A 19,952-nucleotide genomic window follows, 5' to 3' on the forward strand; every position below is an offset into this window, starting at 1 on the left:
GACGGGAGGCCACTGTAATGACATGTGCACGTAAAGGCGATCGTTTCGGCGGGCTCCGGGTCCGGACCGTCGTCGAATTGACGCAATATCGGCGGTGGCGGCTCGCGGAGGCGCTGCTCGAACTCCCCGCCCCACCGCCCGCCCTCGCCCCACCACTCGGCCGCCCCACCACTCGGCCGCCCCACCACTCGGCCGCCCCACCACTCGGCGGCCCCTCCAGGCGCGAGCCGACCGCGAGCCGGCGGTCGGCCCCGGCGCCACCCGGCTACGCCTTGCGGCCCACTCCCCCGAACACCGGGACCTGCTCGTCGGCCAGGCTCGGCGACGGGGCCTCGCCCAGCTCGGGGTGCCAGCGGTTGATCAGGACCACCCCGGGATCGTCCAGTTCCAATCCCGCGAAGAAGCGTTGGACGCCCTCGTGCGAGCGCATGTGGACCTCTATCCCGGCCTCCGCGTAGCGGCGGGAGCCGATCTCCGCCCGGTCGGGCGAGCTGTCCCCGGTGCCGGCGGTCAGCGCGAGGAAGCTGCCCGGGGGCAGCGCGTCCAGCAGCTTGCGGACCGGAGGGTGCGCGGCCTCGTCGGAGAGGAAGTGCACGATGTTGATCAGCGTCAGCGCGACCGGCTCGGTGAGGTCCAGGGTGCCGGCCACCGCCGGGTCGGCGAGGAACTCCTCGGGCTCGCGCAGGTCGCCCTGGACGTAGGCGGTGCGGCCCTCGGGGGTGCTGGTGAGCAGCGCGCGCGAGTGGGCGAGCACGATCGGGTCGTTGTCCACGTACACCACGCGGCACGACGGGTCGACCGACTGGACGATCTCGTGCAGGTTGGGCGCGGTGGGGATGCCGGTGCCGACGTCGAGGAACTGGCGGACGCCGTGCACCTCGGCGAGCCGGCGGACCATCCGGTGCATCACCGCGCGGGCGGCGGTGGCGGCCTCCCGCGCGCCGGGCAGGTCGGCCATGACGCGGTCGCCGACCTCGCGGTCCGCCGGGAAGTTCGTCTTGCCCCCGAGCAGGTAGTCGTAGACCCGGGCGGAGTGCGCCCGGTCGGTGCGCAGGTCCACGGGCGGGGGCTCCTCGAAGCCCGCCCCCGCCAGCCAGCTCTCCGCCGCGTCGCCGCCGAAGGCGTCGCTGTCCCAGGAGCCGTCGTCGGCCGCGTTGTCGTCCGGCGTGTCGGTGTCCACGCTCGCCCTCCCCGTTCGGCGGTTGTCCGGACCACTCAACCACAGCCGGTGATCGCCCGTCAGGCGGATCCCGGTGAACTGCCGCCCGTGGCCCGGGCCTCCCGGACGGCGGCCGCGAAGGAGGGCACCTTCATCGCCGTCAGCAGCGCGAGGGCCGGGCCGGTGGTGCAGACGGTGACGTACACGGGGATCACGCCGAGCCGGTGCCGGTCGCTGAGCCACTCGGCGAGCAGCGGGAAGGTGCCGCCGAACGCCGCGATGGTGGCCGCGTTGACCACGCCGAGGCCGACCGCCCGTACCTCGGTCGGGAACAGCAGCCCGGTGAAGACGTTGAGCGTGCCGAGCACCGTCGCGACCAGCATCCCCAGCAGCACCGCGACGGCCTGGAACGGCAGCCAGCCCTGGCGCAGTCCGGCGAGCAGGAGCCCGACCAGCGGGATCGGCAGGCCGAACCCGATCCGGGCGACCGGCAGCAGGCCGAAGCGGTCGGCGGCGGCGCCGGTGAGCAGCATGGTGACCAGCACCACGGCGAGCACCACGGTCATGAAGGAGGCCGCCTCCTCCTTGCCGATCACGTGGTAGGCGGCCGCGTACTGCGGCAGGTAGACCAGGGCGAAGTAGTAACCGACCGTCCCGCCGAGGGTGTTGAGGAAGACGGTGAACGCCGCCCAGCGGTGCTCGCGCAGCGTCCGCAGGAACGACGGGCGGCGCGGGCCGCCGCCCGCGGCGCGCGCCCGCGCCCGGTGGAACTCCGCGCTCTCCGGCGCCCACCGCCGCACCCCCACGGCGGCCAGCCCGAGCAGCGCGGCGACCACGAAGCCCCAGCGCCAACCGCCTTTCTCCAGGCCGGACTTGCCGAGGGTGTGGATCAGCAGGGTGAGCACCCCGAAGGAGAGCAGCGAGCCCAGGATGATCCCGCCGTACGACACCGAGCTGAACGCGAACCGGTGCCGCGGCGGAGCCGTCTCCGTCACGTACGCGGCGACGCTCGGCGCCTCCCCGCCGAAGGCGAGCCCCTGCACCACCCGCGCCAGGACGGCCAGCGCCGCCGCCCAGACCCCGATCGTGCGCTGGCCGGGGATCGCCGCGATCCCCAGACTGGCCGCGGCGATCACGGCCATCCCGAGGCTCAGCGCGAACCGCCGGCCCCGGGTGTCACTGAGCCGCCCGATCAGGTACGAGCCGACCGGCCGGGCCACGAAGCCCACCGCGAACGTCACGTACGCCCCGAGCACCCCGCTGACCCCGTGCTTGCCGTGCCCGAAGAGGTCCGCGGCGAGGTACGGTGCGAGGACGGCGTAGATGTTCCAGTCGAAGGACTCGACCACCGACCCGACCGTCGCCGCCGCCAACTCCCGCCGCCGCCCGCCGACTTCCACCCGGTCACCGAGCGACGCGACCGCCCTGCTCTCTGTCATGGCCTCAGCATGGCACCGTTCGGGAGGCGACGGAATCCGGCAGCCCGATGTCCACCGGCCGAGCCCCGGCGGATCCCGGCGGATCCCGGCCGAGCTCCGGCAGACCCCGCCCGAGCCCGGCCCCCGCCGCAGCGGGTCCGCAGCGGGTCGGTCGGATCCCGGGATACCCGTGTGACCGATGTGATGAGCAAATGATATTTGTGTGCGGTGCATTTCATGATCCCCCGAACCTCACGGCGCTCCCTGCCCTCCGCCGTCGCAGCCGTCGCCACCGCCGCCGCCCTGCTGGCCGGCTGCACCGGCGGCGGCAGCGGCAGCGGCGACAAGGCCGCTCCCGCGACCACCCCGGCCACCGCCGCCTCCGCCGCGACGCCGAGCGCCACGCCGACCCCGACGGCCAAGCCCACCGGCGCCGCCGACCCGGCGCTCAAGGCCTTCTACGGCCAGCAACTCGCCTGGGCGGCCTGCCCGAAGGACCCGCAGAACCAGGCGGACACCTCCGCCCTGCAGTGCGCCTCGCTCAAGGTGCCGCTCGACTACACCGCGCCGGCCACCGGCACCCTGGACGTCGCCGTGGTGCGCAACCCGGCGGCCAAGCCCGACCAGCGGATCGGCTCCCTGCTCCTCAACCCGGGCGGCCCGGGCGGCTCCGGCGTCGAGATGGTCACGTACAACCCCAAGGGCTACGACGGTCCGGTGCACGACCGCTACGACATCGTCGGCTTCGACCCGCGCGGCGTGGCCGGCACCAGCCCGCTGAACTGCCTCGACGACCAGGCCCGCGACGGCTGGCTCACCACCGACACGCCGGGCGACGACCACGGCAAGCAGCTCGCCGACGCCTGCCAGGCCAAGTACGCCCAGGTGCTCCCGTTCGTCGGCACCCGGAACACCGCCCGGGACATGGACGTGCTGCGCGGCGCCCTCGGCGACCAGAAGCTCAGCTACCTCGGGATGTCCTACGGCACCTACCTCGGCGCGCTGTACGCCGAGGAGTTCCCGGACCGGGTCGGCCGGCTCGTCCTGGACGGCGCCACCTCCCCGTCCTTCTCCCTGGTGCAGCACAACATCGAGCAGCAGGCCGGCTTCGAGCGCGCGCTGAAGGCCTTCGCCGCCGACTGCGTCGCCAAGGACCCGTGCCCGCTCGGCGCCGACGCCGGCCAGGCCCCGCAGAAGCTCGCCGCGTTCCTCGACGGGCTCAAGGACAAGCCGCTGAAGACCTCGAAGGGCCGCGCCCTGACCTCCAACGCGGCCTGGAGCGGCGTGCTCAGCCGCCTCTACGGCGGCGAGAAGGCGTGGAGCAGCCTGCGCAACGCCCTCGGCTGGGCCATGGTCCGCGGCAAGGGCGACGACCTGCTCGCCCTCGCCGACACCTACAACGGCCGGGACAAGGACGGCCACTACGCGCCCTCGGCCGACGCCTACACCGCCATCCACTGCGCGGACGGCGCCACCGACGCCCCGGCCGGCGAGCAGCTGCAGGCGGCGCTCACCGATCTCGCCGCCAAGGCCCCGCTGGTCAGCAAGCACGACCCGCTGGCCGCGCTGTTCGACCCGGACTGCCGGATCTGGCCGTTCCGCGCCACCGAGAAGCCGCACGTGATCAAGTCCACCGCCACCGCGCCGATCGTGGTCGTCGGCAGTACCGGCGACCCGGCCACCCCGTACGCCTGGGCCGAGAAGCTCACCACCGAACTCGGCAACGCCGTCCTGCTCACCCGCGACGGCGAGGGCCACACGGCGTACGGCGCGAGCGCCTGCATCCGGAACTCGGTGAACGCCTTCCTGCTGGACGGCACCGTACCGACGGCGGGCACGCACTGCCCGACGGACTGACGGACTGAACGGACTGAACGGACTGAACGGACTGAACAGGCTGATCTGAGCAAGCGGCGGCAGTCACCCCGGCTTCCGTGACCGACCGCAGCGGTCCCGTGCGCACGGCTCGTCGCCGGGCACACGGGACCGCTGCGGTTCGGCCCGGGCCCGCGTCCCGGGGGTCCGCTCGCGTCAGCCGCGCGGCAGCACCAGCGACTGCACCGCCGGCAGCTTGCGCCAGTCGCTGGACACGATGCTGGCGTGCGCCGCCGCCAACTGCTCGGCTCGGGCCCGCGCCTGGTCGGCCGTCGGGTCGGTGCCGCTGATCTCCGGCGCGATCTTGTGCGCGTCGGTCATCACCAGCAGGTAGTGCGAGCGGTCGTACCAGGCGGTGTCGATGCCGTTGAGGTAGGTGGCGGCGTCACCGTCGAAGACCACGAACCAGGGCCGGATCGAGGCGTCCGCGCCGGTGTACTGGGCCCGGGGGTCGCCGGAGGCGGCGCCCAGCACGGACGGGAACACCTGGGCCCGGCCGATCCGGCCCGCCGCCGCCAGGTCGCGCAGGTGGCGGCCGTACTCGACGTCGGTGTGCAGGGTGTCGAAGGGGTTGCCCAGCTCGACCGTGCCCGGAATCGCGTACAGCATCACCTTCCCGGCCAGCGCCGAGCGGCTCGGCCAGTTGCCCGCCTTCACCGCCTCGTCGAGGCTCCCGTACGAGCCGCCGCCCGGCTTGGCCAGCAGGTCGGCGGGGCGCAGCACGGCGGAGCCGAGGTGCTGGGCGATCAGGGTGTCCAGCTGGTCGGGGCCCATTCCGAGGTTGGCGGAGAAGCCCGGCTTGAGCTCCAGCTTGATGACCAGCGGCCCGGCCGAGGGGTGCGCGGCGAGCCAGACCCGGACGTCGTCCAGGCAGTTCTCCAGGTTCTTGTTGGTGCCGCCGCTGTAGAGCTGGGCGGGGGTGGTGGCGGCGGTGCAGTTGTTGCCGTTGCCGAGCGGGTTGGAGTGGCTGACCTTCCACTCCTTGGTCACGATGTCCGGCCAGAGGTCGAGCTCGATCATCCCGGTGCCGGTGTCCAGGCCCTGGGCCAGGTACGGGAAGGCGGCCGGGTCGTAGGTGTTGTGCAGGCCGACGGTGGTGGCCGAGCCGAAGGGAAGGTCACCCGTCCCGCTCGCGGCGGCGTCCGCCGGGGCGGTGGGGATGAGCGCGGCCGCTCCGGCGAGCAGGCCGGCGGCCAGGAATCCGGACAGGGTACGGCGCATGGTCATGGGAACCCCCCGAGGCTCGGAACGTGCCGGCCGCCCTCCTCCGGGCGGCCTGACGAAGCATCGCCGATCCGGGCGTGCTCCGCGTGAAGAAGGCACGACAATAGCGTGACGGCTGCGCTGCTTCTCCCCGCACCCCCTCCCCTTCGCCCCCGCTTCGTCCACATCCGGTGCTCCCGCTGCTCCCCCTGCTCCCGCCGCGCCACGCCAGCGACGGGTGACGGAGCCTCAGGGTGTCGGACCGGCGGGTTAGCGTGGCCCGGCGAACAGGGTGCGGCTCCACCGCACCGAGGCGCCGAGCGGCGGAGGAAGCCGATGTCCCTGGTCCGGGTCCACAATTTCTCGATCTCCCTCGACGGTTACGGCACGGGCGAGGGGCAGACGCTCGACGCGCCCTTCGGCCACGCCGGCCACCGGCTGCACGAATGGTTCTTCCTGACCCGGATGTTCCAGCGGATGCACGGCAAGGAGGGCGGCAGCACCGGTGTGGACGATGCGCTGGCCGGCACCTGGGCCGACGGCATCGGCGCGGAGATCATGGGCCGCAACAAGTTCGGCCCGCAGCGCGGACCCTGGCAGGACGAGGAGTGGAAGGGCTGGTGGGGCGCGAACCCGCCGTTCCACACCCCGGTCTTCGTCCTCACCCACCACCCGCGCCCGTCCCTGGAGATGGAGGGCGGCACGACCTTCCACTTCATCGACGCGACGCCGGAGGAGGCGCTGCGGCAAGCCAGGGAGGCGGCCGGCGGCAAGGACGTGCGGATCGGCGGCGGCCCGAGCACCGTCCGCGCCTTCCTGGAGGCCGACCTCATCGACCACCTGCACGTGGCCGTGGTGCCGATCGTCCTCGGGCGGGGCGAGCGGCTCTGGGCAGGGCTGGAGGGGCTGGAACAGCGCTTCGACACCGAGGTGGTGAGCACCCCCAGCGGGGTCACCCACCTCACTTTCACCCGGCGGTAGCCGGTCTTCGGCCGCCCAAGCCTGACGGCGGCCTCCCCGAGGGCACGGGGAGGCCGCCGTCAGGCGTTCCTACCGGAACCGGCGCACCGGGATCAGACCCGATCGGCCGCGATCAGCACGTACTGGAACGAGCCGTCCTTGTAGGACTCGATGAACGCCTCCTCGATGCCGGTGACCAGCGAGGTGGTGTTCCGCAGCTCCCAGTAGGGCAGGGTGTCCGGAGTCAGGTCGATGACGGCCTGCGGCACCAGCCGGTTGTCGGCCATCGCCCGCAGGTACTCGCGGCGGGAGTGGATGTTGCACTCGAAGTGGGCGTTGATCTGCGAGACCCACTTGGACGGCTGCCCGTAACGGGGGTTCCAGCAACCGGTGATGGTCACGTAGCGGCCGCCGACGCTCAGCACCCGGGCGTGCTCGGCGAACAGGTCGTGCAGGTCGACGTACATGCTGGACTCGTTGTTCCAGGAGCCCGCGACGGTACCGGTCTCGATGGGCATGTCCAGCATGTTGGCGACCCGGGAGCGGACGAAGTCGCCGATTCCGAGCTCGGCGGCCCGCTTGTTGCCGAAGTCGGCCTGCTGGGTGGAGAGGGTGAGGCCCTCCACGCGGCAGCCGAAGCGCTGGTGGGCCATCACCATCGAGCCGCCGCGGCCGCAGCCGGCGTCCACCAGGGTGCCGTCGGCCGGGATGGCGCCGAGGTGGTCGAGCAGCAGGTCGGCCTGGGCGGACTCCAGCCGGTGCAGCTCGGCGATCACCTTCTTCTCGCGCTCGCTGTCGGCCGGGTCACCGATCGCGGCCTGGTCGATCTCGCCGATGCCGTAGTGGTGGTGGTAGAGGCCGTCGACGTCGCCCAGGCGGAGGTTGACCGGGCGAGCCTCGTGGTCCCAGTAGCGTGCGATGTCGCCCTGGTACGGAGTCGCCGGGCCGGGGATGGCCTTGCCGGGGGTGGTGAGGTCGTCGGTCAGGGACATGGGTCAACTCCCGAATCATCAAGAAGGGTTACGGACTGCGGATGACGTCGCCGGGGCTGTCACCAGAAGTCGGGCAGGGTGTAGCGGTGGGTGTTGGTCTGGTGCCAGTAGTGGTTGCCGTCGAGCCACGCGGCCACGCCGCGCAGGAACCGCACCAGGCTCGGCACCGGGCAGGCCACGGCCAGGGCGGCCGCCTCGGCCTCGAAGGCGTGCATCAGCTCGTTGTGCACCTCGACGGCCTTCAGGTAGCCCTCCTTGCGCGAGACGCCCTCGCGTTCGGAGATCACCGTCGGCAGGTTCAGGTGCGTCCCGGGACTGGACAGCTCCTTGGTGTACGAGTACAGGTCGTTGACGATCGTCGTCGCGTTGCCGGCCAGCGCGATCACCCGCTGCATGGCGGGCAGCGCGTGCAGTTCGGCGGGCAGCTCGTAGCCGCCGACGGTGTCGGTGATCGTCGGGCAGGGGCGGAAGTTGTTGAACTGGCGCATCGCCAGGTACTCCCACACCTCCGGCACGTGGTCCGTCTCGGACCACGCCGCCTCGGCCAGGTAGCCCATGTGCAGCCGCGCCATGTCGTGCCGGAAACGGTCCGCCTGGGAGGGCGTGGCCGCGGCGGTGAAGTACCGCATCGCCGAGTGGTACGCGCGGCGGGGGGCGTCCTCGGCGAGCGAGGCCTCCCAGTCCGGGTGGTACTCCGGCGTGGTGTGCAGCGGGTCGAGCGCGGTGTGCGCCAGCAGCAGGCGGCTGCCGAGGCCGACCGGCGAACCGCCGAGGTCCTCGCAGTAGCAGTCGTCCACCGCGTTCTCGGCCACCATCAGGCGGGCCGCGAGCATCAGGTGGTCGACGCTGGGCGCGTCGGGGTGGCAGGCCACCATGTAGCGCCCGGTGGAGAAGCCGTCGAAGTCCTTCTCCCACTCCGGTGGGTAGAGCTCGATCTCGTCCATCGCCCACGCCTTGATCTTCAGGCTGAGCACCTCCACCCGGGCCGGGTCCGGCTCGGCGATCGGGTGGTGGTAGAGGCCGGGGACGGGGTCGCCGGTCCTGGGCTTGCCACCGGCCCGCGCCTCGGCGGCCGGTGCCACCCCGAGCAGGGCCGGAACGGACGGCCCCGGTGCGGAGAGTGCGGGCAGGGACAAGGCGGGCGGCGCGGCCGGTGCCTGGACGTCGGGGACCACGGCCTCGGACACCGCCGGGGACTGCGCAGCCCGGACCCCGGACACCGGAAGCCCTGCTGCGGCCGCGGCCGGTGCGTCGACCTCCGGTACCGTGACCTCCGGTGCGGCGGCCTCCGGTACCTCGATCTCCGGTACGGAAGTCTCCGGTACGGAAGGCTCTGACACGGAAGGCTCCCGCACAGCGGAACCCGACCCGCCCACGTGCGGCCTCACCTGCAGGCCCGAGGTGCCCAGTCCGCTGGGGCCGCGGAGGATCCGCTCGATCGCCGGGGAGGTCATGGCCCCACCGCCGGGGCGACGAGCCCGGGTGGTGAGTCCGTTCTGACACGCAGGGGCATGGAGCCTCCTCAGGAAAGGATCGCACGATATGACGGGACGTCATCTCGCCCGTCGCGAAAGGAACTCCACGCGGCCGGCCCCGTGTCGCTCGACTCCCAACCGTAGGCGGGTGGGCCCGTTCCGGAACGCAACGGACGATCTTCTACACCCGATAGGGTGAACGTTCATGCTGACGGCGTTTGGAACCGCCCCTGTCATGCATCGGCCCGCCCCGCACCCCGGCGCAGCCGGCCCCGACCGGCCGCCCCGGCCCACGCCCGCGCCGGCGCCAGCGCCACGTCAACCCGGCGCCCACCACGCGTGTCCCGGCCCGCACCACCTGCGGTGAAGCCCGCGACACGGGCGGTTCGACCACCGATCGTCGCCCGGTGGACGGGACGCCGGCCCGGGCACCGGATGCGAGGACGGCGGCGCCGCCGAGCTGAAGGTCGTCCTGCGGCACCCTCTCGGCACCCGGCCCCCGACCGACGTCCCCACCGGCGAACCCGTCCCGCACACCCACGCCTGACACACGCCTGACAGCGGCTCGCCCGCCCGGGCGACCACCCCCGCGGGACGGAACAGCCTCGCGGGACGGAACAGCCTCGCGGGACAGCGCCGCCGGTGGCCCACCGCGACGCCTTAACGCTCAGAGGTTGCTTTTATGGTTCGCGGCGCGCACGAAGGCGCTCGCCGGGCCGGCGGATCGGGCCCGGCGAGCGCCTTCGCGGCGAGCGCCGTCGTGCTCAGGCCACCGCGGCGAGCACCCGGGCGGGCCGGGTCTCCTCGTAGGCGTGGCCGACCCGCAGGAGGGTGGGCTCGCCGAGGGGGCGGGCGAGCAGCTGCATGCCGATCGGCAGGCCCGCCGGGTCGTGGCCGACCGGGACGGACAGGGCGGGCAGGCCGGTGATGTTGGCCGGGGCGGAGAGCCGCACGTAGGCCCCGGAGACGCTCTCGACCGTGCCGTCGGGCCAGGTGACCGTCTCCTCGCCGGCCCCGACCGCGGTCATCGGAACGCTCGGGGCGGCGATCACGTCGACCTCCTCCAGGACGCGGGCCCACGCGGCGCGCATGAGCGTGCGGGAACGCTGGGCGCGCAGGTAGTCCCCGGCGCTCATCAGTTCGCCGGCCTCCAGGAGGATGCGGACGTCGTCCTGGTACAGCTCCGGGACGGTGCGCAGGCCGTCCTCGTGGTAGGCGCTGGCCTCCGGCACCATCAGGCCCCACTGGGTGGCCTGGATGTAGCGGGTCATCGGGACGTCGATCTCGACCAGCCGTGCGCCCAGGGCTTCCAGCTGTCCGATGGCGTGCCGGACGGCGGCCTCCACCCGCGCGTCGACGTGGTCGAAGTAGTAGGTGCGCGGCACGCCGATGCGCAGCCCCGTCAGGTCCGTGCCGGTGCCCGGCCGGTGGTCCGTGGCGGGCAGGGGCAGCGAGGCGGGGTCGCGCGGGTCGTGTCCGGCCAGCGCGTTCAGGACCAGCGCCGCGTCCTCGACGGTGCGGGTGAGCGGGCCGACGTGGTCCAGCGACCAGGACAGCGAGGTGACGCCGTGCCGGGGCACGAGACCGTAGGTCGGTTTGAGGCCGACGACCCCGTTGAGCGCGGCGGGCACCCGGATCGACCCGCCCGTGTCGGTGCCCAGGGCGAAGGTCGCCGCGCCCGACGCGACGGCGACGGCCGACCCTCCGCTGGAGCCGCCGGCGACCCGGCCACGGTCCCAGGCGTTGCGGGTCTGCGGGGTGGTCAGGCCGAACGCGAACTCGTGCGTGTGGGTCTTGCCGAGCAGGACCGCGCCGGCTGCCGTCAAGCGTGCGGCGACGGTGCTGTCGGCCGGCGCGCGGTGGTCGGCGCGGACCCGGGAGCTCGCGGTGGTGGCCATGCCCGCGACGTCGATCAGGTCCTTCAGCCCCATCGGCACGCCGTGCAGCGGCCCCCGGTGGCGGCCCTGCGCCACGTCGCGCTCGGCTTCGCGCGCCGCCCGGCGCGCCTGTTCCGCGGCGACCGTGACGTACGCACCGAGCTTCGGCTCCACCTGTTCGAGGCGGTCGAGCACCAAGTCGACCAGCTCGACCGGGGACAGCGTCCGGGCCCTGATCGCCTCCGCGGCGGCGGTGAGGGAGAGCTCAAACGGCTGCATCGGGCTGCTCCCCTCCGGCGCGGTAGGCGCTGCCGGGCGGGACGTCGGCGAAGTCCAGCTCGCGCAGGACCGAGACGACGCGGTGGATGTGGTTCGCGACGGCCGCGACCGCGGCGTGGCGCTCGGCGGGCAGCACCAGCCCGGCGCGGGCGGCCCAGCGGGCGGCCTCCGGCGGTGTGAGTGCGACGGCGGACATGGGCGTTCTCCCTCTCGGTCATGGCGCGGGTGGCGATCCCGAAGGCCCCGGAGCCGAGAGGCCGCCGCGCCCGAACGGCGCCGGCGGCCCAGAAGACCCGGAGGCCCATGGCCTGAAGACCCGAAGGCCCCAGGCCCGAAGACCAGGACCCATGGCCCAAAGGCAAAGGATTCGCTTTAAGAGACCCTAGGCTTCGCCTCCGCCTAACGCAAATCTGTTGCGTTAGGCGGAGGGCCAGGAGTCCCGATAACCCGTGGCCGCCAGGCCGCCGGTCCTGCCACGATGACCCGGTGAACGAAGCCCCCGCCCTGGCGACGCCCGTCGTCCTCGGTGTCGACGACCTCCGTCCGCTCCCCCGGGCCACGCGGATCGCCCGGACCAGCCGTGACGGTGTCCGGCTCCTGGAGGAGTACCGCGACCGGTTCATCGACGAACTGTGGCTCGACCACGATCTCGGCGGCGAGGACACCGTCATGCCGGTGGTGACCCTCCTGGAGGAGGCCGCCTTCCACGGCCGGCCCTTCCGGATCGGAACGGTCTTCGTTCACAGCGCCAACCCCATCGGCGCCGAGACCGTCGTCCGGTCGCTCGCGCGGTGGAGCTACCGCGTCCAGCGGGCGACGGCGTAGGTCCTGTCCGACGGGATCACCGCGCGAACCGCCCGATCCCGCAGCGGCACCCCCGTGCCCGGTCCGGCGGTCCCGCCCCTACTGCTCGTAGACCATCTCGGGGAAGCGCGGCGAGGGGCCGTCCAGGAGGTGGTCGTCCCGGCCGCGCAGCCAGCGGTCGAAGAACGAAGCGACGTACGAGCGGGTGGCCGACACCGCGCGGTCCGGGCGGACGTCGCCGACGTCCTCGGTCAGCTTCGCCCGGCTGATCGCGCCCTGGTCGGCGAGTTGGGGCAGCAGGGACTGCGCGTCGGTGTAGGAGGCGTGGCGGGAGCCGGTGAGGGTGAGGTCGGCGTGCCAGCCGGTGCTGTGCTGCCACAGGGCGTCCCAGCCGGGCTGCTGGTGGTAGCTGCCGGAGTCGGGGTTCTGGGTGCCCATGAGCAGGAACGGCCGGGTCAGGCCGTCCGCGGCGACGCCGGTCAGGTCGACGCCGGTGCCGTCCGGACCGGGGAAGTGGAGCTGTCCGTCGAGGTTGACGCCGACCTTGAGGCGGGGGTCGTCGTGCATGGTCTGCAGGGCCGCGGAGCCGCCCCCGGAGTGGCCCACCATGCCGATCCGGTCGAGGTCGAGGGAGCCGGCGAGACCGGCCGGAAGCCGGTCGTCGTGGCACAGCCCGGCCAGCCGGTCCAGCACGAAGCGGGTGTCGTCGACCCGGGTCTGCAGCGTCTTGCGCAGCAGGGCGCCGAGGTCGAGGCCGGGCTGGGTCAGCAGCCCCGGGAACACGGAGGTCGCGAGGTCCCCGTCGGGGAAGGCGACCTCGGAGGCGTCGTAGGTGTGGTCGACGGTGACGACGACGTAGCCGCGCGAGGCGAGGTCCTCCACCAGACCGGTGCCCCACGTGCGCGGGTCGCCGAAGCCCGCCGAGTACAGCACCACGGGCCGCTTGCCGCCGGGGAGGGCGGGCGCGTCGGGGCGGGCGTGGGTCCGGATGCCGGCCCAGTCCGTACGGTCGGGCTCGAAGCCGTAGTCGCTCTGGCCGACGCTCCCCGCGCTGCCGAAGTGGTCGGCGGCGGCACGCACCATGAAGGGCGCGCGGTCACCGCCGGCGGCGGGCCGGGTGGTCGGGTACCAGAAGCTGACCATCAGCGTGCGGTGGCGGCCGGGCTTCCAGGGGTCGTCCCGGCGGTCGTCCGTCAGCTGCAGGGCCGTCGTGCCGACCGGGTAGGGCCCGGTGGGCTGCGGCAGCCGGGCCACGGCCGGGCGACCCGCGTTCCCACCCGGTGCCGCCACCGCGCCCGGTGCGCCGACCACGCCCGACACCGCCGTCGCCGCCAGCAGCACGGCCGCCACGGCCCGTCCTCGCCTGCTCATCGCCGTTCCTCCTCGTTCGGTTCCGTCGTCGCCTTCGACACGGCGACCGTACGGCTCAGGAGGGGCGAGATCCGTCATACCGGGGTGGCAATTCCCCCGGTAGCACCCCGGTATGACGGCGTTCGGGCCCTCGCACCGGGTCCCGGGAACGACCTACGTCGGGAGTCCCGCGTCCGGCGGGTCTGCGGGCCGGGGCGGAGTGCCGCGCCGGCCCGCGGCACGGACGAGGTGACCGTCCCCGGGTCGACGGGTGCGGGGCTGGGCGCGTAAGGGGGAGAAGAATGGCCACGGCGCCGTGGAGGATCGGGGCCAGGAAGGAAGACCAGCGCTATGGAGAGCCAGGCCCGCAGCCGCACCGCACTCGTCGAGGAGCTCATGGGGCGCTATCCCGACGTGCCCCGGGAGGCGGTGATCAAGGAGGACCTGCTGCGCGGCGGCATGGCCTTCGACGAGTCCGCGCTCAGCGGCAGCGCGAGCGCCGACGGGGGCGGCGAGGTCAAGCCGAAGTCGTACTTCATCTTCTCCTTCGACCACCGCACCCTGCCCGAGCTGGGCGCGGCCGCGCTCAACCGGCCGCCGGAGGAGGTGGTGCTGACCGGCGGACCGTACGGGCTGCGCCGCACGGTGGTGTCGGTGCGGGTCAACCCGGACTCCCCGTACCGGGTCGGAGCCGGAGAGGACGGCACGCTCGGCCTCTACCTGGACGGGGCGCGGATCGCCGACGTCGGCCTGCCGCCGATGCCGGACTACTACCGGCACACACTGGCCAACGGGAAGTCGGTGATGGAGGTCGCCCCGACCATCCAGTGGGGCTACCTGATCTACCTCACGGTGTTCCGGGTCTGCCAGTACTTCGGTGCCAAGGAGGAGTGCCAGTACTGCGACATCAACCACAACTGGCGCCAGCACAAGGCCGCCGGCCGCCCGTACACCGGAGTGAAGCCGGTGGAGGAGGTGCTGGAGGCGCTGGAGATCATCGACCGCCACGACACCGCCCGCGCCTCGCAGGCGTACACCCTCACCGGCGGAGCGATCACCTCGCAGGTCGGCGGGCGGGACGAGGCCGACTTCTACGGACAGTACGCCAAGGCCATCGAGGAGCGCTTCCCCGGCCGCTGGATCGGCAAGGTGGTGGCGCAGGCGCTGCCGCGCGAGGACGTCCAGCGCTTCCACGACTACGGCGTGCGGATCTACCACCCGAACTTCGAGGTCTGGGACAAGCGGCTCTTCGAGCTCTACTGCCCGGGCAAGGAGCGCTACGTCGGCCGCGACGAGTGGCACCGCCGGATCCTCGACTCCACCGAGGTGTTCGGCCCGGAGAACGTGATCCCCAACTTCGTGGCGGGCGTGGAGATGGCCGAGCCGTTCGGCTTCACCACGGTGGACGAGGCGATCGCCTCCACCGAGGAGGGCCTGCGGTTCTTCATGTCGCACGGCGTCGTGCCGCGCTTCACCACCTGGTGCCCCGAGCCCACCACCCCGCTGGGCAAGGCCAATCCGCAGGGTGCGCCGCTGGAGTACCACATCCGGCTGCTGCAGACCTACCGCGCGACCCTGGAGGAGTTCGGGCTCTCCTCCCCGCCCGGCTACGGCCCGGCCGGGCCGGGGAACGCGGTGTTCTCGGTCAGCTCCTTCATGGATTCGCTGCCCGCGTGAGCCGATCGGCCCCTGCCGCGCGGGCGGCAGGGGCCCGGCTGCCCGTCGGGCCGCGCTGCGCCTCCGTCGTCAACGTCCTTGCTGCGGGCGCACGGTGAGGATCTGCTCGGCCCGGCCGACCGGGCCGAGCACGTCGCGCAGCACGGTGCTGGTGACGCCGTGGCCGGACGGTCCGAAGCTGACGCTGGTGTCCAAGCCGGTCCAACGGCCCTCGGGGCGGCGGTGGAAGTGGATCGTCAGGTCGGTGTTGGGGAACATCCACGCGGTCGGGTCCTGCCGGACGGCGATGCCGTTGGCGGTGTCCACCAGGGCGACGAAGGAGGCGTGCGGGCTGCTCGGCTCGCCCGCGACCAGTTCGGCCCGGCTCGCGATCCAGACGGCGGCCCGGCCCGGCGCGGTCTCCCGGCGGCGGACGTCGATCGAGGAGATGTAGCCGCCGCCCCACAGCCCGCTCATCGCCCAGGGCTCGAACTCCTCGGGCGCGGGCAGCCGCCGGTCGTGGGTGCCGGCGACGGCGGCGGTGTCGAGTTCGGCGAGGAACCACGCCCGGGCCCGGACGACGGCCCGCTCCCCTATCGTCGCGGTGGCCTCGACCAGTTCGATGGTGCGGCCTGGCCGGACGGTCTCCACCGTGACCTCGAACTCCTCCAGGGCGATCAGCCCGAGGATGTCGAAGCTGATCCGGGCCAGCGCCAGGCCGGGGCCCGTGCCTTCGGAGCGGCCGGTGCCTTCGGAGCGGCCGGTGCCCTCGGAGCGATCGGAGCGATCGGACCGGTACTGGTCGATCGCGTGCACGATCAGGCCGCCGAGCGGACTGAAGTGCTGCTCGTCCGGGTGCCAGGCGCCCTGGGCCTGGAGGGTCGGCTTGTAGCGGTTCTCGCCGGTGCGCTGGTAGTAGCTGTCGGGCGCGGTGGTGGGGGTGGTCACGTGCGCTTCTCCTCGGGCCGTTCGCTGGACGCCGGGCGGGCGCCGCCGGGGTACGACGGGGCCCGACCTCGGCGTTCAGGATCGTAAGGGGCCGAACGGCGCCCCGGGCGTGACGGTGACGCATCCCACACCCGGCGGCCGCCCCGTCCCGGAGAGCGTCAGTGCGCGGCGAGCGGGTAGTGGTCGGAGAGGTCGGTGTAGGTGTAGCTCTTGCCCCAACTGCTCACCGTCCACGGCGCGCTGTGTACCCGGACGACCTGGTTGGTGTACTGCTGCGGGCGGGCGTGGTCGGCGCGGTAGAGGACGTGGTCGAGGTCCTCCTTGGGGTCGTTCGGGTAGCGGTAGCGGGCGATGGAGTTGTCGGCGGTGTCGAAGGAGTACGGCCAGCCCGTGCGGGCCGAGGCCGGGGCGAGGTTGCCGTTGCTCAGCAGCGCCTGGTACTCGGTGCCGTGGGAGTCGATGTTGAGGTCGCCCGCGACCACGATCGGCTCGTCGGCCGGGATCCGCTTGGCGTCCAGGAAACCGCGCATCGCGGTGAGCTGCCTGGCCCGGATGTCCGCGGCCTGGCCGCTGGAGCAGCCCGAGTCGGTGGACTGCAGATGGGTGCCGACCACGTGGGTGCGGCGGCCGTCGACGTCCAGCACGGCGTACACGAAGCCCTTGTTGGACCACCAGTCCGAGCCGCAGGCGTCCTTGTAGACGTACTGCTCCTTGTGCAGGATCGGCCACGTGCTCAGCAGGGTGACCCCGCCGTCCTCCGGGGTGGTGGAGCTGTAGCTACCGGAGGTGGCGTCCCAGCCACTGGTGGAGCGCCCGACCACCGGCGTGTGGTACGGGTACGCGGCCGAGGCCCTGGCAATCAGCGCGTCGGAGGACGCGTTGTCGAACGCCTCCTCCAGCACGACCACGTCGTGGCCCTGGAAGAAGTCCGCCGAAGCGATCGCCTGCGCCCGGTACTGCTGGCCCCAGTTGGGGTAGAGCGAGGTGCTCATCAGGAAGACGTTGTAGGTGAGCACGTCGAGCGGGGGCGCGGTCACCGGCGCGCTCTCGGCCGAGGCGGGGGCCGCGCCGAGGGCGGCGATCACGGTGGCGGCGGCGCCGGCGGCGAGGGCACGGCGGACGGACGACAGCGGCATCTGGGCTCCGTGGGGTGTCGTGGACCCGCCGGGTCGCGGGATGTTGTGTATCCAACGTGCCCGGTGGCACGACCCGCAAGACGTCGGGCGAGCATTCGGTGAACTCGCCGGTAACACCGGCGCCGCACGGTGACTGACGGGCGGTCAGGCTGGCTGCACCGGCTCCACTCCCCCGCCGCGCGCTCGGCACCGCCTCCACGAGGAACACCGGATCAGCGGGAGCGCGTCGCGGCCGCTCCGGTCAGCGGGGGCCACGTGGCGGCCGCTCCGGGCCACCGCGACCTCGACCTGGACCTCGACCGCGCCCGCGCCCGCTCGGACGAGGTGAGCCGGCTTCGGGCGGCGGGAGGCGATCCGGCCCCCGCTCTTCCGGCTGTCAGGGGACGGGGTCACACTGTCGCAGGCGGCGGACCAGCACGGCAGGAACACCGTCCGGCACGGCAGCAGGAACGCCGCCAGGCACGGCAGGAGGCCCGGCGGCGACACGGCAGCAGACGCAGCACCAGCACTGAGGAACACGGCACCGAACGGGGGCTCCATGGCCGGCAGGAAGAAGAAGCAGAAGAGACCGCTCGCCGAAGGGGTGGTCCCTCCCCCGAAGCGGGTCCGCCGCCGCCCCGCACCGGAGCTGTCGCCGCGGACGGTACGCCGGACGGCCTGGCTGGTCGGGCTGCTCACCCCGGTGCTGCTGGCCGGAGCGGCGGCACTCGGCAGCAACCCGGACTACCAACCGGCCTGCGGCCTCGTCGCGTTCCTCTTCCTCTCGGCGGGCGTCCTCGGCATCGGCTTCGTCCGCGCTCGCGGCTGGGTCATCCTGCCGGCCACGTTCATCGGCGTGCTGATGCTGGCGATCACCGGGACCGGCATCCGCGGCCAGATCCTGTCCCACCGCGGCGAGGAGACCTCGGTGGTGATCACCGCGGCCCACAGCGGGAAGGACAAGAGCGGCAAGGTGCACTGGACCTGCGACATCCGCCGCGCCGACGGCCAGGCGCTGCCGCACGCCCGGGTCGGCGGCTTCGGCTGCGGGGGCACCTACGACATCGGCGACACCATGACCGTGGTGGTCGACCCGCAGGGCTGGGCCCCGCCGGTCGCACTCGACGAGGACCTCGACTTCGACGGCAGCGGTGTCTACGTCGTCGCCGCGCTCGCCGCCCTGTGGAGCCTGCTCACCCTGGCCGCGGCGCGCCGCACCCTCCGGGAGTCGACCGCGTCCTCCGGCCGGAGGACGTCCGGCCAAAGGACGTCCGACTGGAAGGCGCCCGACCGGAGGACGCCCGGTCAGAAGGCGTCCGGTCAGAAGAGCGGGAGGTAGCGCACGAGGACGTCCTGACCGGTGCCGGTGAGCGTGCCGTACAGCAGCGTGGTCCCGAACGCGTCCACGGCGGGCCCGGAGGACGGGCCCGCCGCGGCGCCGACCCGCTCGACCCGGCCGGTCCACAGGTCCCGGCGGAACACGTCCGCGACGCCGTTGGTGTCGCCGGGCACCAGGGTGTCGGCGTCCGAGGCGAAGTAGACCCAGCGGTCGTCCGCCGTCATCACGCCGGGCTGACTGCCGTCGGCGGCCACCTCCGTCACCGTGCCGGCCCGCAGGTCCCGCGCGTACAGCGTGACCCGGACGGTGCCCTGGTCGGACCGGAACACCCGGAACAGCGCGTACCGTCCGTCCGGGCTCACCCGGCCCTGACGCGCCGCGTCCCGCAGGGTGCCGCCGCCGTCGACGCTCGCGCCCTCGATCCGGCCGGTGCGCGCGTCGTACACGTAGAGCGGGAACAGCTGCCGGGTCGGCGCGGGCCTCCCGACCGCCGGAGCCGCGGGCTCGGGCCCGCCCGGCGCCGGCCGCAGCAGGTTGCCCGCCTTCGAACGGAAGGCGACGGTCAGGCCGTCGGCGCTGAGCGAGGGCTCGACCGAGCTGCCGTCGGCGGGAGCGCCGTCCCGGCCGGTGCTGACCAGGCGGGTGGTGCCGGTCCGGCGGTCCGTCAGGTAGACGTTCGCCGTGCCCGGTGCGGCTCCGGGGGCCAGGTCGGTGCGGTCCGAGGAGTACGCGACGTAGCGGCCGTCCGCGCTGATCGCCGGGCTGAGGGAGTTGCCGACGCCGCTTCCGGCGGTGAGCGCTTCGGTACGGCCGGTCCGGCGGTTGTGGACGTAGACGTCGGTGCGGCCGCTGCCGGGATGCCCCGGGACGGCGTTGGTGGCGTCGCTGCTGAAGGCCACGTACCGGCCGTCGGCGCTGATCGCCGCCTGACTGGTCGAACCGTCCAACTGGCCGCCGCCGTCGGCCAGGCTGACCCGCTCGGTCCGCCGCGTCACCAGGTCGCGGACGAACACGTCGTAGAGGCGGTTGGTGTCGCCGGGCACCAGGTTCGAGGCGAGGGAGGTGAACAGGGCGTAGCGGCCGTCGGCGCTGAGTCCGAGCGGCTCGGACCAGTCGTCGGCCGGCGCTCCGTCCGGGCCGACGTTCACCCTCACCACGTCGTCCCCCGCCGGCGGCGTCGCGGATGCCGGTGCCGGTGCCGCGGTGCCCGCCAGGAGCGCGGCCGCCAGAACGCAGGCCGCCCGTACCGTCGTGGCCTTCGTGGCCTTCATGGGCTGTCCTCCCCTTCCGCCCGGGCCGCCCCTGCTCCCCGCCCCCGCGCAGCCCGCCTGGCGTCGAGCCAACCTTCCGGTGCGTCCACGGTCAACCGGGCGGGCGTTCCGATGGACACGATTCCGCCAACTCCCGCACACAACTCACACGCACCGCCCGGCCTCACCGCCGCCCCCGACGCCGCGGGCCCGCCGACCGCCGACCTGCCGACCGGCCGACCGGCCGACCTG

The 19,952-nt window shown here is 73.3% G+C and carries 16 protein-coding genes; 5 read left to right on the forward strand and 11 right to left on the reverse strand.

Annotated elements, in window-relative coordinates; genetic code table 11:
• Positions 1 to 265: 265 nt before the first annotated feature.
• On the reverse strand, positions 266 to 1,180 hold the full coding sequence (locus ACZ6Y7_RS11130; protein ID WP_465757598.1) for an SAM-dependent methyltransferase: 915 nt from the start codon (positions 1,178 to 1,180) through the stop codon (positions 266 to 268).
• 59 nt (positions 1,181 to 1,239) lie between these two features.
• Entirely contained in the window at positions 1,240 to 2,598 is a 1,359-nt protein-coding gene (locus ACZ6Y7_RS11135) for an MFS transporter (protein ID WP_465757599.1), read from the reverse strand.
• A 216-nt stretch (positions 2,599 to 2,814) separates the two neighbouring features.
• On the opposite strand from ACZ6Y7_RS11135, the gene ACZ6Y7_RS11140 reads away from it, so the two are divergent.
• Positions 2,815 to 4,434, forward strand: coding sequence for an alpha/beta hydrolase (locus ACZ6Y7_RS11140; RefSeq protein WP_465757600.1), 1,620 nt, complete (start codon positions 2,815 to 2,817; stop codon positions 4,432 to 4,434).
• A gap of 174 nt (positions 4,435 to 4,608) precedes the next feature.
• Here the strand turns inward: ACZ6Y7_RS11140 and ACZ6Y7_RS11145 are convergent, their stop codons facing one another.
• Positions 4,609 to 5,679, reverse strand: coding sequence for a phosphatidylinositol-specific phospholipase C domain-containing protein (locus ACZ6Y7_RS11145; RefSeq protein WP_465757601.1), 1,071 nt, complete (start codon positions 5,677 to 5,679; stop codon positions 4,609 to 4,611).
• A 312-nt stretch (positions 5,680 to 5,991) separates the two neighbouring features.
• Between ACZ6Y7_RS11145 and ACZ6Y7_RS11150 the strand changes: the two genes are divergently transcribed.
• Positions 5,992 to 6,636: a dihydrofolate reductase family protein gene (locus ACZ6Y7_RS11150; RefSeq protein WP_465757602.1), complete on the forward strand. Its 645-nt coding sequence runs from the start codon at positions 5,992 to 5,994 to the stop codon at positions 6,634 to 6,636.
• 92 nt (positions 6,637 to 6,728) lie between these two features.
• Here ACZ6Y7_RS11150 and ACZ6Y7_RS11155 read toward each other — a convergent pair whose 3' ends face one another.
• The 4 genes from ACZ6Y7_RS11155 to ACZ6Y7_RS11170 form a co-directional block, all read right to left on the reverse strand.
• Positions 6,729 to 7,607, reverse strand: a complete 879-nt coding sequence (locus ACZ6Y7_RS11155) for a geranyl diphosphate 2-C-methyltransferase (protein WP_465757603.1) — start codon at positions 7,605 to 7,607, stop codon at positions 6,729 to 6,731.
• A 59-nt stretch (positions 7,608 to 7,666) separates the two neighbouring features.
• Positions 7,667 to 8,947, reverse strand: a complete 1,281-nt coding sequence (locus tag ACZ6Y7_RS11160; protein WP_465757604.1) for a family 2 encapsulin nanocompartment cargo protein terpene cyclase — start codon at positions 8,945 to 8,947, stop codon at positions 7,667 to 7,669.
• Between the two features lie 899 nt (positions 8,948 to 9,846).
• Positions 9,847 to 11,238, reverse strand: coding sequence for an amidase (locus tag ACZ6Y7_RS11165; RefSeq protein WP_465757605.1), 1,392 nt, complete (start codon positions 11,236 to 11,238; stop codon positions 9,847 to 9,849).
• A complete protein-coding gene (locus tag ACZ6Y7_RS11170; protein WP_465757606.1) occupies positions 11,225 to 11,434 on the reverse strand; it encodes a hypothetical protein in 210 nt (69 codons plus the stop codon). Before ACZ6Y7_RS11170 ends, ACZ6Y7_RS11165 begins: the two co-directional genes overlap by 14 nt.
• Before the next feature lie 290 nt (positions 11,435 to 11,724).
• Here ACZ6Y7_RS11170 and ACZ6Y7_RS11175 point away from each other — a divergent pair, with 290 nt between their 5' ends.
• Positions 11,725 to 12,063 carry a cyclic-phosphate processing receiver domain-containing protein gene (locus ACZ6Y7_RS11175; protein ID WP_465757607.1) on the forward strand — a complete coding sequence of 113 codons (339 nt, stop codon included), beginning with the start codon at positions 11,725 to 11,727 and terminating at the stop codon, positions 12,061 to 12,063.
• 78 nt (positions 12,064 to 12,141) lie between these two features.
• Here ACZ6Y7_RS11175 and ACZ6Y7_RS11180 read toward each other — a convergent pair whose 3' ends face one another.
• The gene (locus ACZ6Y7_RS11180) at positions 12,142 to 13,413 is read right to left on the reverse strand and encodes an alpha/beta hydrolase family protein (RefSeq protein ID WP_465757608.1); all 1,272 of its coding nucleotides are present in this window, start codon (positions 13,411 to 13,413) and stop codon (positions 12,142 to 12,144) included.
• Between the two features lie 330 nt (positions 13,414 to 13,743).
• On the opposite strand from ACZ6Y7_RS11180, the gene ACZ6Y7_RS11185 reads away from it, so the two are divergent.
• Positions 13,744 to 15,069 carry a radical SAM protein gene (locus tag ACZ6Y7_RS11185; protein WP_465757609.1) on the forward strand — a complete coding sequence of 442 codons (1,326 nt, stop codon included), beginning with the start codon at positions 13,744 to 13,746 and terminating at the stop codon, positions 15,067 to 15,069.
• A gap of 69 nt (positions 15,070 to 15,138) precedes the next feature.
• Here ACZ6Y7_RS11185 and ACZ6Y7_RS11190 read toward each other — a convergent pair whose 3' ends face one another.
• Together ACZ6Y7_RS11190 and sph are read right to left on the reverse strand one after the other, a co-directional pair.
• The gene (locus ACZ6Y7_RS11190; RefSeq protein ID WP_465757610.1) at positions 15,139 to 15,996 is read right to left on the reverse strand and encodes a thioesterase family protein; all 858 of its coding nucleotides are present in this window, start codon (positions 15,994 to 15,996) and stop codon (positions 15,139 to 15,141) included.
• 158 nt (positions 15,997 to 16,154) lie between these two features.
• Entirely contained in the window at positions 16,155 to 17,132 is a 978-nt protein-coding gene (gene sph, locus ACZ6Y7_RS11195; RefSeq protein WP_465757611.1) for a sphingomyelin phosphodiesterase, read from the reverse strand.
• A 538-nt stretch (positions 17,133 to 17,670) separates the two neighbouring features.
• Here sph and ACZ6Y7_RS11200 point away from each other — a divergent pair.
• Entirely contained in the window at positions 17,671 to 18,450 is a 780-nt protein-coding gene (locus ACZ6Y7_RS11200) for a hypothetical protein (RefSeq protein ID WP_465757612.1), read from the forward strand.
• Here ACZ6Y7_RS11200 and ACZ6Y7_RS11205 read toward each other — a convergent pair.
• Positions 18,432 to 19,721, reverse strand: a complete 1,290-nt coding sequence (locus ACZ6Y7_RS11205; RefSeq protein WP_465757613.1) for a hypothetical protein — start codon at positions 19,719 to 19,721, stop codon at positions 18,432 to 18,434. The two genes, ACZ6Y7_RS11200 and ACZ6Y7_RS11205, sit on opposite strands and share 19 nt — an antisense overlap.
• Positions 19,722 to 19,952: the final 231 nt, after the last annotated feature.

Source organism: Kitasatospora sp. NPDC053308 (assembly GCF_055585785.1).